Below are 15,055 nucleotides of genomic sequence, written 5' to 3' on the forward strand. Positions count from 1 at the left end.
GCGCCCGCCCAGGCCGTGGTTCAGCTGGAACTTGAAGCCCACCCACTCATGGCTCGCGTTCCACAACACCACCGGGAGGAAGCACAGCAACCCAAGCCCCGCCGTCACCCACGCGCCCGCCGGCAACCGCCGAGCCCGCAGCGCCGCGACCATGAACGCCAGGCCCAGCAGCACGGACGGATACTTCGACAGCAGCGCGAGCCCACACGTCAGCCCCGCCAGCACCCACTTCTCGCGGTAGAGCGCCCACAGCCCCAGCGCCCAGAACAGCAGCATCGGCGAATCCGGCGTGGCCCAGACTCCGGAGAGGATGCCCACCGGCACCGCGCTCCACAGCGCCAGCGCCCTCCAGGCCGCGTCCCTGGACCGATACACGTCCAGCGCCAGCCCCCACACCGCCACGCCCGTCCCCAGCCCGCACAGGAGCGCCGTCCCCCGGATGCCCAGCGCGGCGATGAGCCACGCCACCATCGGCGGATGGTCGAAATATCCCCATGCGAGATGCTGGGCCCATTGCCAGTAATAGGTTTCGTCGAAGTAGACGTCCGTTCCCAGCGCCAGCGCGAGCCGCACCCCCACGCCCAGCCCCACCAGGACAAGGCACGTCTTCATTCCCGGGCCGGGGCTGGAGTGGGCGGACGCACGCACGCCCCCGGACAAAGCGCACCGGAGGGCCGTTGGCCAGCGGGGAGTGAGACCATTTCAGCTTGCCCCCGCGAACCCAGGCTCACAATGTGAAGGGCCGCGCAGCCGCAGCACACCGGGAGTACCCCATGGCAGACCATCCCCCCTCCGCTCATACCAACCGTCTGGCCCAGGAGCCGTCGCCGTACCTGCGCCAGCACGCCACGAATCCCGTGGACTGGTACCCCTGGGGGGACGAAGCCCTGGCCCGCGCTCGCGCGGAGAACAAGCCCATCCTGCTCTCCGTGGGCTACTCCGCGTGCCACTGGTGCCACGTCATGGCCCACGAGTCCTTCGAGCACCCGGACATCGCGCGCCTGATGAACGAGGGCTTCATCAACATCAAGGTCGACCGCGAGGAGCGCCCCGACCTGGATCAAATCTACCAGGGCGTCGTGCAGCTCATGGGGCAGGGCGGTGGCTGGCCCCTCACCGTGTTCCTCACTCCCGACCTGCGCCCGTTCTACGGCGGCACCTACTTTCCCCCCTCGGACCGCTACGGCCGGCCCGGCTTCCCGCGCCTGCTCACCGCGCTGCGCGACGCCTGGGAGAACAAGGCGGACGAAATCGAGGAGCAAGCCCGGCGCTTCCAGGAGGGCCTGGGCGAACTGTCCACCCACGGACTGGACGCCGCTCCCGCGCACCTGTCCGCGGAGGACATCGTCGCCATGGGCCAGTCCATGCTGAAACGCATGGATCCGGTGAACGGTGGCTTCGGCGGCGCCCCCAAGTTCCCCAATCCCATGAACGTGGCGCTGCTCCTGCGCGCGTGGCGGCGCGGCGGCGGCGAGCCCCTCAAGGCCGCGGTGTTCCGCACGCTGGAGCGCATGGCCCTGGGCGGCATCTACGACCAGCTGGGCGGCGGCTTCCACCGCTACTCCGTGGACGAGCGCTGGCTGGTGCCCCACTTCGAGAAGATGCTCTACGACAACGCCCAGCTCCTGCACCTGTACTCGGAGGCAGAGCAGGTGGAGTCACGGCCGCTCTGGCGCAAGGTCGTGGAGGAGACCGTCGAGTACGTCCGCCGCGAGATGACCGACCCGGACGGCGGCTTCTACGCCACGCAGGACGCGGACAGCGAAGGCGAGGAGGGGAAGTTCTTCGTCTGGCATCCCGAAGAGGTCCGCGCGGCCTTGTCCGTGGGCCAGCAGTCGGACACGGTGCTGCGCCACTTCGGCATCAAGCCCGGAGGCAACTTCGAGCACGGCGCCACGGTGCTGGAGGTCGTCGTCCCCGTGGAGCAGCTCGCGAAGGAGCAGGGCCGCCCCGTGGAGGCGGTGGAGAAGGAGCTGGCGGAAGCGCGCCGCGTCCTCTTCCTCCTGCGCGAGCAGCGAGTGAAGCCGGGCCGCGACGACAAGATTCTGGCGGGCTGGAACGGGCTGATGATCCGCGGGCTCGCGCTGGCCTCGCGCGTGTTCAACCGTCCGGACTGGGCGAAGCTGGCGGCGGGCGCGGCGGACTTCGTGCTCGCGAAGATGTGGGATGGCAAGCGGCTGTTGCGCTCGTACCAGCATGGCCAGGGCCGCATCGACGGCTTCCTGGAGGACTATGGTGACTTCGCCTCCGGCCTCACCGCGCTCTACCAGGCCACCTTCGACGCGAAGTACCTGGACGCGGCGGACGCGCTCGCGCACCGCGCGGTGGAGCTGTTCTGGGACGAGGAGAAGCAGGCGTACCTGTCCGCGCCCCGGGGACAGAAGGACCTGGTGGTGGCGGCCTACTCCCTCTTCGACAACGCCTTCCCGTCAGGCGCGTCCACGCTGACGGAGGCGCAGGTGACGCTCTCCGCGCTCACCGGTGACGTGTGCCACCTGGACCAGCCGGAGCACTACGTGGCCAAGCTGCATGATCAGCTGGTGCGCAACCCCATGGGCTATGGCCACCTGGGGCTTGCCGCGGACTCGCTGGTGGACGGCGCGTCTGGCGTCACCTTCGCGGGGACTCGCGAGGCCGTGGCGCCGCTGCTGGCCGCCGCGAACCGCACCTACGCGCCGGTGTTCTCCTTCGGCTGGAACGACACGGGCTCCGCTCCGCCCGCGCGCCTCCAGGAGCTCTTCGAGGGACGCGACCCGGTGGAAGGGAAGGGCGCCGCGTACCTCTGCCGCGGCTTCGTCTGCGAGCGGCCCGTCACGGAATCGGGCCTGCTCGCGGAGCGGCTGGTGGCGGCCCCGGGCCACTGACGCGGCCACGGGGACGCGCGCCGCGACTACTTCACGTCCGTGACCTGGAGCGAACCGATGAGGGGCGTGATCTCCGCGTTCCCCTCGTAGCCCACGTAGAAGTGCGTGGCGTCCGCGACGGGCTGGTTGAAGGTCGGATCCAACTGGGTCCACTCGCCCACGAAGGCCTCCACCCACTCGTGCCAGTACAGCGCGGGCACGCCGTCGGAGTTCACCATGTAGATGACGCCGTCCACGCGGCGCGCGGGGATGCCGGACGCGCGCAGCATCGCCACCGTGAGCAGCGAGTGCTCCGTGCAGTCGCCCTTCTTCTGGCGCAGCACGTCCGTGGCCCGGTCCGCGCTGGCGCCGTAGTCCTTCTGCAGGTTGCTGTACACCCACGCGGACAACATCCGCGCCGCCGTGTACGCGTCTTTCTCCTCGCGGATGATGCTCTTGGCCTGCGCCTTGATGGCCGGCGCGTCCGCCTCCACCGCGAGCGTGGACTTGAGGTTCTCCCCCTTGTCGGGGTCCGCCACCGGCCGGGCCATGCGGCCCTTGGGCGAAGGCGGCGCCGCCAGCAGCGTCACCTCCACGCGGCCGTCCGGCAGCCGCTGGTACTTCTGCCGGTACGTGTCCTGCTGGAACTTCTCCGGCAGGTTCTTCATCACCAGCTTCACCTGTCCGGGAATCTCGCGCGCCTTCGCGGGCAGCGGCTTGGGCAGCACCACACGCGTGAGGCCGAACACCTCCACCAGGTCCATCCGCTTCGCGACGGACTCGGACTCGGCCCGCGCCTGCATCGTCTGGCCGAAGTCCACCCGCACCATCTTGCCGTCCGTCGTCAGGAAGGCCGCCACTGGCACCTTCTCCTTGTCCGACAGCGTGCTCACCCGCGACAGCTTCACCTTCACGCCGCCCAGCATCTGCTCCTCGGGCGCCTCCACCGTGGTGACGGTGCGGTAGGTCTCCAGGTCCGTGCCGTCCAGCGTCGAGCCCTCCACCTTCTGGCCTTGAAGCAGCGCCACGCGCGCCTGGTCCGCGTCCTCCACCGTCTCCTTCGGCAGCGGCATGGGCTTGAGCACTTCATCCGGCTGACCCGGGCGCTTGCGAACCACGCGCAAGGCGTCACCGGTCACCGTGCCCACCAGCTCGTTGTCCCCGCCGTCGCCCTTCTGCGTGACGGTGAAGGACAGGAGCTTGCCGCCCGGCTTCGCTTCGTAGACGCGCACCTCGCGGTGCACGCGCTCCGACACGCGCGTGCCCACCTGCGCCTTGAAGATGAGCTCGTTGATGCTCTGCGCCTTGTTGCCCGGCAGCACCGTCAGGTCGGTGAAGAACCAACCCACCTTCTTGTCCATCAGGTACAGGCCGAAGTACTCGCCGCCCTTGGGGCGCGGGGCCTTCAGCGCGTCGGAGAGCTCCTGGGCCTGCGGGGCCTGGGACGTCTTCGCCTGCGCCTTGGCCGCCGCGGCCTTCACCTGGTTCTTCAGTGCGGGGGCCTGGGCCCAGGCCGCGGAGGGCGCCCCCGTCAGCAGGGCGAGCAGGCTCAACAATCCCAGACGGGTGCGTCGCATCGGTCGGTTCATGGAAGGCATCTGCTCGCTCCTGATGGGGGACTACAGGCGCTTGGTCAGGATGATGAGGTCGTCACCCTGCTTGTAGAAGTCGCGCAGGCGCGCTTCCTCGCCGTACTTCATGGACGCGTAGAAGCCGCGCGTGGGGCCGTAGGCCTCCGTGGCGCTCGTCTCCACGCGGATGAGCCGCGCCTTGCGGCGGCGCAGGTCGCCCTCCATGGAGGACACCAGCTGCGCGCCAATGCCCTGGCCGCGAACTTCCGGCGCGGAGGCAATCCAATACAGGTCGAACGCGTGCTCCGTCATCGGCGTGGGGCCGTAGCAGCAGTAGCCCACCAGCCCGCCGCCGTCCTGCCCGCGGTCCGCCACGAGGATGGAGTAGTCCCGGTTGCCCGCGGTGAGCGCGGTGTCAACCAGCTCGATGGCGCAGTCCTGCTCCTCCTGCGAGAAGGTTTCGATTCGCCGGATCAGCGCGGCGAGCGGTTCCCGGTCCTTTCTTTCGAGTGTGCGGATTTCCATGGGCTCTTTCGAGAGCGACCTCCACGAGTCGCGAGGCCAGGGTCGCGTAGTCCATGCCGGCGGCCTGCGCCGCCTTCGCGTACCCCGCGCCCGGGTGAAGGTCGCAGTTGGGGTTGATGTCGATGACGTACGGCACACCCTCGGGCGACACCCGAAGGTCCACGCGTCCATAGTCCTGGCAATCCAGCGCTGCAAATGCTTCCAACGCCGTCTGGATGCAACGCGCTTCCTGCACTGCGTCGAGCCGGCAGGGCCCCGTGGGCGAGTCCCGGTACTCCGGTGACTCCGCCTCCCACTTGGCCCGGTACGACACGATGTTCGGCCGGTCGTCGAACGCGCGACCGAAGTGGATCTCCGTGAGCGGCAGCGCCTGACGCGGGCTGTTGCCGAGCAGGGGCACGTAGATTTCCCGCCCCTGGATGAACTGCTCCACCAGCGCGGGCTGGTGGAAGGTGCGCAGCACGGACTCGCACGCCCGCACGAGCGCCGAGCGCTCCGTCACCACGGAGTCGAAGTCCATGCCCACGCTGGCGTCCTCGCGCGCGGGCTTCACGATGAGGGGCCACGGCAGGTCCACCGCCAGAGCGTCCTCGCGCTTGCGCACCACGAAGGAGGCGGGGGTGGAGACGCCGTGGGCGCGCAGGATGTCCTTGGCCTTGGGCTTGTGCAGCGCCAGCCCCAGCGACAGGGCGGACGAGCCGGTGTACGGCAGGCCCAGCGCGTCCAGCAGGCAGGGGACGGCCATCTCTCCGCGGCTGTCCGCGGCCAGCGACTCGCAGAGGTTCACCACGAGGTCGGGCTGGAGGAAGCGCAGGGCCTCCACGAAGTCCAGCTTGTCTCCTTCGATGGCGAGCGGCTCGGCGACCACGCCGTCCCGGCTGAGCGCGTGGGCCAGGCTCTCGGCCACCCGGACCACGTCCTCGCGGGCTTCGCGCCCGGGGTCGTCCTCGAGGAGGTCGTGGTCACGATTGTGCAGCAGGATGATGTGCATTCGGAGTGCCCCGAGGGTTAGCACGTCCCCACGGACCTTCCCAGCCTGTGGCGTGGTGGCCGGTCGGTCCCTCACAGGGCTACCGCCTGCCAGGGTATGCGCTACGGTGGGTGGACCCGTCGGAGCGGAAACCGGCCACCCCCGGCTTCAGGTCCCGACAAGGACGACATGCGGATTCGCGACCCCATCCACGGCGTCATCCCGGTGAGCGACCCGGAGAAGGCCGTCATCGACAGTCGCTTCTACCAACGCCTTCGCTACGTCCGGCAGCTGGGCTTCGGGGACATGGCCTTCCCCGGCGCCACCCACACCCGCCATGCCCACTGCCTGGGCGCCATGTTCGTCGCCTCGCGCGTCTTCAACGCCGTGGCCAGCCGCTCCGACCTGCCGGACGATGTGCGTGAACATTTCTGCACCGCCGTGCGCCTGGCGGTCCTCTGCCACGACCTGGGGCACATGCCCCTGTCGCACGCCTCCGAGCGCATCGCGCCCCGGCGGTCCCTGCTGCGGCTGCCTGGTTGGTTGGACTCCGTGGCGGAAGGGGAGCAGGCGACCCACGAGGACTACACGGCGAAGCTGCTCCTGGACAGCTCGCTGACGGAGATCATCCAGAAGGAGTTCGGCTCGCGCGGCATCACCCCCATGGCGGCGGTGGCGCTGATTACGGGCGCGAAGCCTCCCAAGGATCCGGGCTTCACGTACAAGGGCGTGGACTGGACGCCGCTGTTGCGCGCCATCGTCTCCGGCGAGCTGGACGCGGACCGGATGGACTACCTGCTGCGCGACTCGTTCTACACGGGCGTGAACTACGGCCGGTATGACATGGATTGGATCGTCTCCAACCTGAACCCGGCGGTGAAGGACGGGCGCGCGGTGCTGGCCCTGTCGCGCGCGGCGGCGTTCGCGTTCGAGGACTTCCTGCTCAGCCGCTACCACATGTTCGTGTCGGTGTACCTGCACCACACGTCGGTGAACTTCGACCACATGCTGCGCCGGTACTACGAGGAGACGCCCGGCGAGTTCGAGATTCCCCACGACCCGGAGGCCTTCCTCCTCTGCGACGACGCGGCGCTCTGGTACACGCTGCGCCGTTCGAAGAACCGGTGGGCGGAGCGCATCAGCCGCCGCCAGGGCTTCAAGCTGCTGGCGCAGTTCACGGAGCGCGACACCGGCTACGACCTGGAGGTGCTCAACAGCGCGCTCACCAGCGGCGGCTTCGAGCACTACACCGTGCTGTCCAAGGGAGCGCTCAGCAAGTACGTGGGGTCCTCCGGGGCCGGCGGCAACCCGGGGTTGTTCATCCTGGATGTGTCCACGGGGCGGCTGACGGAGGTGGCGCGCTACACGCCGCTCTACCAGCGCTACAGTGGCGCGGTGCGACTGACGCGGCTCTACGTCCGGCCGGACCAGGCGGAGCGGGCGCGCGAGATGATGGGCCGGCTGCTCGGCCAGACGACGCAATCCTGAAGGACGACGGTGCAACCATGAGCGAGCCCCTTCCTGGCATGGGCCTCTTCGCGCCCCACACTCCCGTGGAGCCCCGGCCCTCCTCGGTGGTCATCCTCTACCGGCGCATGCACGCCAGCGTGGAGGTGTTCTGGGTGAAGCGCGAGCGAGCGCTCACCTTCGCGGGCGGCTTCTATGCCTTCCCCGGCGGCAAGCTGGACAAGGACGACCACGACGTCCCCGTGCAGGGCGCCCAGGGCGAAGAGGCCGCGCTGCGCTCCGCGGCGGCGCGCGAGCTGTTCGAGGAAGCGGGCGTGCTGGTGGCGGAAGGAGCGCGTGAGCTGTCTCCGGAGGCGCTGGAGGAGGGGCGCGCGGGGCTGCTCGCGGGCACGGTGAAGTGGAGCGAGTGGCTGACGCGCCACACGCTGTCCCTGCGCGCGGAGGACCTCAAGCCCGCGGGGCGCTGGGTGACGCCGCCGGCCATCCCGGTGCGCTTCGACACGCGCTTCTACCTGGTGGAGCTGCCGGAGGGCGCGGCGGCGAGCATCATCCCGGGCGAGCTGACGGAGGGCGCGTGGATCCGCCCGGAGGACGCGCTGTCGCGCTGGAGCGACGGCACGGCGCTGCTGCATCCGCCCGCGCAGCACGCGTTGCAGGTGCTGTCGGAGTTCACGGACGAAGCGGACGCGCGCGCGAAGCTGAGCACGCCGCCGTACTGCCCGGGCTACGTGGCCCAGCGCATCGAGTTCCAGCGCGGCGTGCGCGTGGTGGCGCTGGAGACGCCCACGCTGCCTCCGGCGACGCACACCAACGCGTACGTGCTGGGCACGGGCGACCTGCTCATCGTGGACCCCGGTTCGTCGGACGTGAAGCAGTACGCGAAGCTGCTGTCGCTGGTGGCGGGTCTGAAGGCGGAGGGCGCTCGTCCGCTGGCGGTGGTGCTCACCCACCACCACGGCGACCACGTGGGCGGGGCGCTCGCGGTGAAGGAGCGGCTGGGCATTCCGCTCTGGTGCCATGCGCGCACGGCGGACCGGTTGGACTTCCCGGTGGAGCGGCTGCTCGAAGACGGCGAGGTGCTGAACCTGGACGGGCCGATGGTGCAGCGCTGGCACGTGCTGCACACGCCGGGGCACGCGCGTGGGCACCTGTGCCTGGTGGACTCGCGCAGCAAGGCGGCCATCGTGGGCGACATGGTGGCGAGCGTGGGCTCCATCGTCATCGACCCGCCGGAAGGCAACATGGTGGAGTACCTCACGCAGCTGAAGCGGCTGCGCGACTGGCCCGTCACCACGCTGTACCCCGCGCACGGGTCACCGGTGCCGGACGGCCCGGGCAAGCTGAACGAATACCTGCGTCACCGCGCCCAGCGCGAGGCCCTCGTCCTGGAGGCCGTACCCGCGACGGGCGCGACGCTCGCGGAGGTGGTGGCCACGGCCTACGCGGACACGCCGCCCCTGCTGCATCCGGTGGCGGAGCGCAGCGCCCTGGCCTCGCTGGAGAAGCTGGTGGCGGAGGGCCGCGTGCGCGAGGAGTCCTTCACCTGGTTCCGCGTCGGGGCTTAGCTAGAAGCTGCCCATCAGGCCCAGGTGCGGGCCCTTGCTGCTGTAGGTGGCCACGGGCATCAGGCGCACGGTCGGAGCGGGGGCTGCCTGCATCGCGGCCTCCTGGCGCAGGGCGTTGGCGTGGGACAGCTCGAAGCCCGCGCTCGCGCCCACCACCGGCAGGATGAAGAGGGCGGCGTTGAGGGCCGGCGGCGCATCCGTGCCTCCGCTGTTCACCAGCGTGAGCGCCAGGAACGTCGCGCCCCAGCCCACCATGCTCCCGGCCACCGTCGCGCCCACGCGGCCGCGCCCGCCCATGAACCGGCCGCCCGCGTAGGTGCCCACCGGGATGCCGATGATGCCTCCCGCCGCGGCGCCCGCGACGGCCATCACCAGGCACTCGTCACAGCCCACCGTCGCGGACCCCAGCAGGTACCCCACCGAGCCCAGCACCGTCGCGCCCACGACGCCACCCGCCGTGCCGCTCAGCACCTCCACCGCCACGCGTGGCACCGGGTCCTTCGCGGCGGGCGCGGACTTCACGGAAGGCAGCGCCTGGGAGGGAACGGAGGTGCGCGTCGGGACCTCGTCACCCTGGGTGACGTCCGGTGGCGGAGGCACGTCCTCGTCCGGCGCGCCCACCAGCGGTGGGGGTGTGAGGCTCCCGGCGGGAGCCCGTGCCGGCTCGGCCGGGGTTTCCTGGGCGGAGGCCAGGCCCGACACGAGCAGCAGGGCGAGAAGTGTGGACAGACGTGTGCGCTTCACCAGGACTTGAGGCTACCGCAAGGGCTGCGTCGGCGTCGCGCTGTCACCGGAAGTGGGCGTCTCCTCGCGAGGGCGGCGGCGCAGGGCCCGGTAGACGAGCGGCGCCACGGCCAGCAGCGCCTGCGGCACCAGCGACAGCGCATCCGGATACAGGCCCAGCATGTCCACGTAGATGAAGCGCACCGGCACCAGCGGCAGCGCGCCCACCTCCTGCAACGAGTGGATGCCCTTGCCCAGCAGCATCACCGCCGTCACTACCATCACCACCGTGGAGAGGTTGAAGAGCGTCTTCATGGGCAGCCGGTAGCCCATGCGGTTGATGAAGAGGACCATCACCGCCAGGGCCACGATGCCGCCCACCACGCCCCAGACCACGCCCGCCGCGGAGTCCACCGCCAGGCCCTGGAGGAAGATGGCCGTCTCGAAGCTCTCACGCAGCACGGACGTGAACGCGATGACGAACAGGCCCACCGTGCTGCCCCGGCCCAGCGCGCCCTGCATCTTCTGGCGCAGCTCGCCCATGAAGTGGCTCACGTTGGCGCGCGCGTTGAGCCACAGCGCCGCGTACAGCAGCATGCCCACCGCCACCAGCGCGGTAATTCCCTCCAGCCACTCGCGCTGCGCGCCCGCCAGCAGCTTGCGCCCCACGATGTACGCGAGGGCACCCGCGATGAGCGCGGACACCCAGCCTGCGTGCACCACGCGCACCTGGTCCATGGCCTTCATCTTCTTCAGCGCGGCCAGCAGCGCCGTGACGATGATGGTCGCCTCGAAACCTTCACGCAGCAGGATGAGCAGCGTCAGCCACGCCACGGACAGCAAGTCCGTGGTGCTCCCGGTCGTCTTTCGCGCCTGGTCCAACAGCGACAGCAGTTCACGCCCCTCGTCTTGAAGGTGCGGGCTCTTGCGCTCGGCGGCGAGCCGCGCCTGCATGAAGGCCTCTTCCAGCTTCTGGGTGAGCTCCGGATCGCGCCCGCGCAGCTTGGGCTCCACCGGCTCCAGGCCGTTGAGGTACGCGTCCAGGAGCGCGTTCTTCGCGCCCACGTAGTCGCCCTCCGCGCCCATGCGCATCGCGTGGCCCACCGCCGCGCGCGCGTTGAGCAGCACCTTCTCCTCGTCCGCGTCCGGCATGTTCTGGCGCAGGCACGCCACCTTGTCCGCGCCGAACGTCTTCGCCAGCTCCGCGTCCGTGGACGTGGCCAGCCGCTCCAGCGACACGTTGGGCGGCTCGCCCTGGCACGGCGGCTGGCGCAGGGTGAAGACGAAGAAGGCCAGCGACCAGCGGTCGTCCTCGGTGAGGGTAGGGAAGGCCGGCATCGCCGTGCCGGGCACGCCGAAGCTGGTGGTGTTGAAGGCCTTGTAAGGCGTGAGCCCGTCCTCCATCAGCTCCGGGTCGTGGAAGTTCGCCGGCCGAGGCTCCATGTTGGCCGCGATGGCCACGTCCGCCTTGCCCTCCACGCCGTGGCACGCCGTGCAGTTGGCCTGGAAGAGCTTCTTGCCGTGCTCCAGGTCCGGCGCCACGCGAGGGCTGCGCGCCAGGCCACCCGCCAGCACCAGGCTCTCCACCAGCTCACCGCAGTCGCGGCTCACGCCCTCCGGGTCCTTCGCTTCATTGACGCGCGCCTGGATGGCCTCCACGCGGGGCACGAACGTGGCCGCCGCCGGGCCCAGGTCCTTCGCCGCTGACAGTGCCTCCGCCGCGAAGCTCTTCTGCTCCGTCAGCTCGAACTCCGACTGCGACGACACCGCCGCCGGATAGTCCGCCTGGAGGTACTGGAGGATGCCCACCAGCCGGTGCCAGGTGCGCCCCTCGTCGGTAGCCGGAGCTTCAGCCCGGGCAGAAGAGGACAGCGCGAGCAGCAGGCACAACGTGAGGGAGGCGGCGTGTTTCACGGCCGTCTTCTACCAACCACGTCACGGGTGTTCAATTCTGCGAATCAAGATCAATTTATGAGACCCCCCTCAGGAACCGAGGGGGGCACTCGGGTCAACACCCGGGGTGTTCCCGGGGACGACTCAGCGCTAATCGAGCTCGCAGTACTGCGGGTACTGCCGGCACGGATAGCAGGCGCCGCCCGGGCCGAAGTAGCAGACCTCACCGGCGGGACAGATTCCGCTGTCCGGGCAGAGCCGCAGCTCCTGCTCCTGCGCCCCCAGCTCCGCGGCCGTGCCTTCCTCGATGGGCCCGCCACAGGCCGCCAGGCCCAGCGCCGCGAACAGCCCCAGTCCACGAACCAGACGACGACGCATGCACGCTCCTTCGGTGAGAGGAACCCGCACGGTAAGTCAGCCAGAGAACGCCAGGAATAAGGGCTAGCCCTGACGCTCGTAGGTGAAGAAACCGAAGGGCAAGTCGCCTTCCGGGTGCCGGTCCTCCTCCACCAACCTCCATCCGGTCAGGTCCACGGACGGGAAGAACGCGTCGCCGGGGAAGTCCCGCTCGATGCGGGTGAGGTAGAGCCGCTGCCACAGCGCTTGCGTCTGCGCGTAGAGGTCCGCGCCGCCCGCGATGAAGACCTCGCTGTCTCCGGCTTGTCGCAGGGCGTCGTCCACGGTGTGGGCCACGTGGACGCCTTGTGGGGCGGCCCAGTCGCGCTGGCGGGTGAGCACCACGGTGGTGCGGCCGGGCAGCGGCCTCCCGATGGAGTCGTACGTCTTGCGACCCATGACCAGGGTGTGGCCCATGGTCAGACGTTTGAAGCGCGCCAGGTCCGGCGGCAGGCGCCAGGGCAGGGTGTTGCCCTGACCGATGACGCGGTTCGCTGCCATGGCGACGATGGCGGAGATGCTCGGGCTCATACGGCGACGGGCGCCTTGATGGCGGGGTGCGGGTCGTAGCCTTCCAGCGTGAAGTCCTCGTAGCGGAAGGCGAACAGGTCCTTCACGTCCGGGTTCAGGCGCATGCGCGGCAGGGGGCGCGGTTCGCGCTTCAGCTGCTCCTGCGCCTGCTCCACGTGGTTCAGGTACAGGTGCGCGTCACCGAGGGTGTGGATGAACTCGTGCGCGGTGAGGCCCGTGGCCTGCGCCACCATCATCGTGAGCAGCGAGTACGACGCGATGTTGAAGGGCAGCCCCAGGAAGATGTCCGCGCTGCGCTGGTAGAGCTGACAGGAGAGCTTCCCGTCGGCCACGTAGAACTGGAACATCACGTGGCAGGGCGGCAGCTTCATGGAGGGCACGTCCGCCACGTTCCACGCGCTCACCAGGTGCCGGCGCGAGTCCGGGTTCTTCTTCAGCCCGTCCACCAGCTGCCGCATCTGATCCACGTGGCCGCCGTCCGGCGTGTTCCAGGAGCGCCACTGGTGGCCGTACACGGGGCCCAGGCTGCCGTCCGCGGTGGCCCACTCGTCCCAGATGGTGACCCCCACCTCCTGGAGCGAGCGCACATTGGAGTCACCCCGGAGCATCCACAGGAGCTCGTGGATGATGGACTTCAGGTGGAGCTTCTTCGTCGTCACCAGGGGGAAACCCTGGGTGAGGTCGAAGCGGAGCTGGTGGCCGAAGAGGCTCAGCGTCCCCGTGCCGGTCCGGTCGCCCTTCTTCGTCCCGTGCTTCAGGACCTGCTCCATCAGACTCAGGTATGGCCGCATGCCCGGCTGTGTAGTTTCGCGGACCCAGCGGGGGCAAGCTCCGACTACGGATTCACTTCCGATCCACTTCGAACCGATTTCCGATTCACTCCGAACCGATTTCCGATTCACTCCCGTTTGTTCGGAATCGGAAGCGGGCAGCGTGCTCGTCGCATCGCGAAAGAGGCGAAGATGAAGATTTACACGAAGACCGGCGACGCCGGAGAGACAGGCCTCTTCGGCGGCGGCCGCGTGGCGAAGGACGACGCGCTGGTGGACGCCTACGGCGAGGTGGACGAGCTCAACGCCACGCTGGGCCTTGCTCGCACGTTCCCGCTGCCGGCGGACCTGGAGCACTTCCTCCAGCGCATCCAGGACCAGCTCTTCACGGTGGGCGCGGTGCTGGCCACACCGCCGCACACCAAGGCGGCGGCCCACATCCCGGAGCTGCGCCCGGAGTGGGTGGAGGAGATGGAGCGCCACATCGACCGCTACGAGGAGGAGCTGCCGAAGATGACGCACTTCATCCTCCCGGGAGGCTCGCAAGCGGCCGCGGCGCTGCACCTGTCCCGCACGGTGTGCCGCCGCGCCGAGCGCCGGGTGGTGACGCTGCTTCGTGAGAACAAGGCCCCGCCCGCCGTGGCCATGTACCTGAATCGCCTGTCGGACCTGCTCTTCGTGGTGGCCCGGCTGGTGAACTTCCGCGCCGGCCTGCCGGACGTGAAGTGGATCCCCGAGAAGCCGACGAAGTAAGCCGTGTACGCGACGCAACTGCCCACTGCCCGGCTCCGGCAGCTCGCCCAGGACGTGGGCTTCGACCTCATCGGCTTCGCGCGCGCGGAGCCCATTCCTCCGTCGTCGCTGATGTCGTGGCTGGAGGCCGGCTACGACGCGGACATGGATTGGATGGGGTCGCGCGCGGAGGAGCGGCTCGACGTGTCGGTGCTCCTTCCGGGAGCGCGCACGGTGCTGTCCTTCGCGAACAACTACTGGCGGGACGATGAGCCCTCGCAGGGCTCGCCCATCGCGCGGTACGCGAGAGGCCGCGACTACCACTCCACGCTGCGCGACCGGATGAAGGCGTTCCGCAAGACCATCAACGCCTGGTACCCGGGGCTGGGCACCTACGGCGGCGTGGACAGCGGGCCCATGATGGAGAAGGTCTGGGCTGCTCGCGGCGGCCTGGGCTACGTGGGCAAGAACGGCTGTCTCATCACGGAGTCGCACGGCTCGTGGGTGCTGCTGGCCACGCTCATCCTGGACGCGGAGGTGGACGCGTATCCGGACGGACCGGTGGCGGACCGTTGCGGCTCCTGCCGGCGGTGTCTCATGGCGTGTCCCACGGGCGCGCTGGTGGGCAACCGGCAGGTGGATGCGCGCGCGTGCCTGTCGTACCAGACCATCGAGAACCGCGACCGTGACGTGCCAGAGGCGTTCCGGCTCAAGTTCGACAACCTCATCTTCGGCTGCGACATCTGCCAGCAGGTGTGCCCGCTGAACCGCAAGCCGGTGTTCGCGGAAGACGAGCGCTTCGTGCCCCGCGCGGTGGCGTCGCTGGGCACGCTGGAGCTGGCGGCGCTGACACCCGAGCAATACAAGGAACTCATTCCAGGCACGGCGCTGGCGCGCGCGCGCTACGACGGTTTGAGGCGCAACGCTGTCTATGCACTCGGTGTCGCACGGCAGGTGCACGCCCGGCCGCTGCTCGAAAAACTCAGCGGCGACGACAGCGAGCTGGTACGCAGCGCCGCACGATGGGCGCTTCTGCAACTGGAGCCGTGACGCCGTCCTCCGCGACGCC

14 protein-coding genes are annotated in these 15,055 nt (G+C 69.6%); 5 read left to right on the plus strand and 9 right to left on the minus strand.

The window, feature by feature from the left end; translation table 11 throughout:
• Nucleotides 1–612: glycosyltransferase family 39 protein (locus D7Y11_RS21945; protein WP_148139224.1), on the minus strand; the 612-nt coding region annotated here is incomplete at its 3' end.
• 161 nt (nucleotides 613–773) lie between these two features.
• Here D7Y11_RS21945 and D7Y11_RS21950 point away from each other — a divergent pair.
• Nucleotides 774–2,864 (plus strand): thioredoxin domain-containing protein, encoded by a 2,091-nt coding sequence (locus tag D7Y11_RS21950; protein WP_126934679.1) that lies wholly within the window; start codon nucleotides 774–776, stop codon nucleotides 2,862–2,864.
• A 26-nt stretch (nucleotides 2,865–2,890) separates the two neighbouring features.
• Here the strand turns inward: D7Y11_RS21950 and D7Y11_RS21955 are convergent, their stop codons facing one another.
• From D7Y11_RS21955 to D7Y11_RS21965, 3 genes are read right to left on the minus strand one after another with little or no spacing between them, the layout of a single operon-like run.
• Nucleotides 2,891–4,420 (minus strand): transglutaminase family protein, encoded by a 1,530-nt coding sequence (locus D7Y11_RS21955; RefSeq protein ID WP_233607357.1) that lies wholly within the window; start codon nucleotides 4,418–4,420, stop codon nucleotides 2,891–2,893.
• A 42-nt stretch (nucleotides 4,421–4,462) separates the two neighbouring features.
• Nucleotides 4,463–4,939, minus strand: a complete 477-nt coding sequence (locus tag D7Y11_RS21960; protein ID WP_120556661.1) for a GNAT family N-acetyltransferase — start codon at nucleotides 4,937–4,939, stop codon at nucleotides 4,463–4,465.
• Nucleotides 4,830–5,930, minus strand: a complete 1,101-nt coding sequence (locus tag D7Y11_RS21965; RefSeq protein ID WP_126934681.1) for an ATP-grasp domain-containing protein — start codon at nucleotides 5,928–5,930, stop codon at nucleotides 4,830–4,832. The genes D7Y11_RS21960 and D7Y11_RS21965 overlap by 110 nt, the downstream gene beginning before the upstream one ends.
• 168 nt (nucleotides 5,931–6,098) lie before the next feature.
• On the opposite strand from D7Y11_RS21965, the gene D7Y11_RS21970 reads away from it, so the two are divergent.
• Together D7Y11_RS21970 and D7Y11_RS21975 are read left to right on the plus strand one after the other, a co-directional pair.
• On the plus strand, nucleotides 6,099–7,397 hold the full coding sequence (locus D7Y11_RS21970) for an HD domain-containing protein (protein ID WP_120577252.1): 1,299 nt from the start codon (nucleotides 6,099–6,101) through the stop codon (nucleotides 7,395–7,397).
• Between the two features lie 17 nt (nucleotides 7,398–7,414).
• Nucleotides 7,415–8,941, plus strand: a complete 1,527-nt coding sequence (locus D7Y11_RS21975) for an MBL fold metallo-hydrolase (RefSeq protein WP_126934682.1) — start codon at nucleotides 7,415–7,417, stop codon at nucleotides 8,939–8,941.
• Here D7Y11_RS21975 and D7Y11_RS21980 read toward each other — a convergent pair whose 3' ends face one another.
• From D7Y11_RS21980 to D7Y11_RS22000, 5 genes are all read right to left on the minus strand, one after another.
• A complete protein-coding gene (locus tag D7Y11_RS21980; RefSeq protein ID WP_126934683.1) occupies nucleotides 8,942–9,685 on the minus strand; it encodes a GlsB/YeaQ/YmgE family stress response membrane protein in 744 nt (247 codons plus the stop codon).
• A 12-nt stretch (nucleotides 9,686–9,697) separates the two neighbouring features.
• Entirely contained in the window at nucleotides 9,698–11,578 is a 1,881-nt protein-coding gene (locus D7Y11_RS21985; protein ID WP_126934684.1) for an FTR1 family protein, read from the minus strand.
• 129 nt (nucleotides 11,579–11,707) lie between these two features.
• Entirely contained in the window at nucleotides 11,708–11,935 is a 228-nt protein-coding gene (locus tag D7Y11_RS21990) for a hypothetical protein (protein WP_126934685.1), read from the minus strand.
• A gap of 63 nt (nucleotides 11,936–11,998) precedes the next feature.
• Nucleotides 11,999–12,484 carry a dihydrofolate reductase gene (locus D7Y11_RS21995; RefSeq protein ID WP_126934686.1) on the minus strand — a complete coding sequence of 162 codons (486 nt, stop codon included), beginning with the start codon at nucleotides 12,482–12,484 and terminating at the stop codon, nucleotides 11,999–12,001.
• Nucleotides 12,481–13,275 carry a thymidylate synthase gene (locus D7Y11_RS22000; RefSeq protein ID WP_121753134.1) on the minus strand — a complete coding sequence of 265 codons (795 nt, stop codon included), beginning with the start codon at nucleotides 13,273–13,275 and terminating at the stop codon, nucleotides 12,481–12,483. The genes D7Y11_RS21995 and D7Y11_RS22000 overlap by 4 nt, the downstream gene beginning before the upstream one ends.
• Nucleotides 13,276–13,446: 171 nt before the next feature.
• Here D7Y11_RS22000 and D7Y11_RS22005 point away from each other — a divergent pair, with 171 nt between their 5' ends.
• Nucleotides 13,447–14,007 carry a cob(I)yrinic acid a,c-diamide adenosyltransferase gene (locus D7Y11_RS22005; RefSeq protein ID WP_121753133.1) on the plus strand — a complete coding sequence of 187 codons (561 nt, stop codon included), beginning with the start codon at nucleotides 13,447–13,449 and terminating at the stop codon, nucleotides 14,005–14,007.
• A gap of 3 nt (nucleotides 14,008–14,010) precedes the next feature.
• Entirely contained in the window at nucleotides 14,011–15,036 is a 1,026-nt protein-coding gene (queG, locus tag D7Y11_RS22010) for a tRNA epoxyqueuosine(34) reductase QueG (RefSeq protein ID WP_120577260.1), read from the plus strand.
• Nucleotides 15,037–15,055: the final 19 nt, after the last annotated feature.

Origin of the sequence: Corallococcus sp. AB018 (assembly GCF_003986945.1) — a bacterium.
GTDB lineage: Bacteria > Myxococcota > Myxococcia > Myxococcales > Myxococcaceae > Corallococcus > Corallococcus exiguus.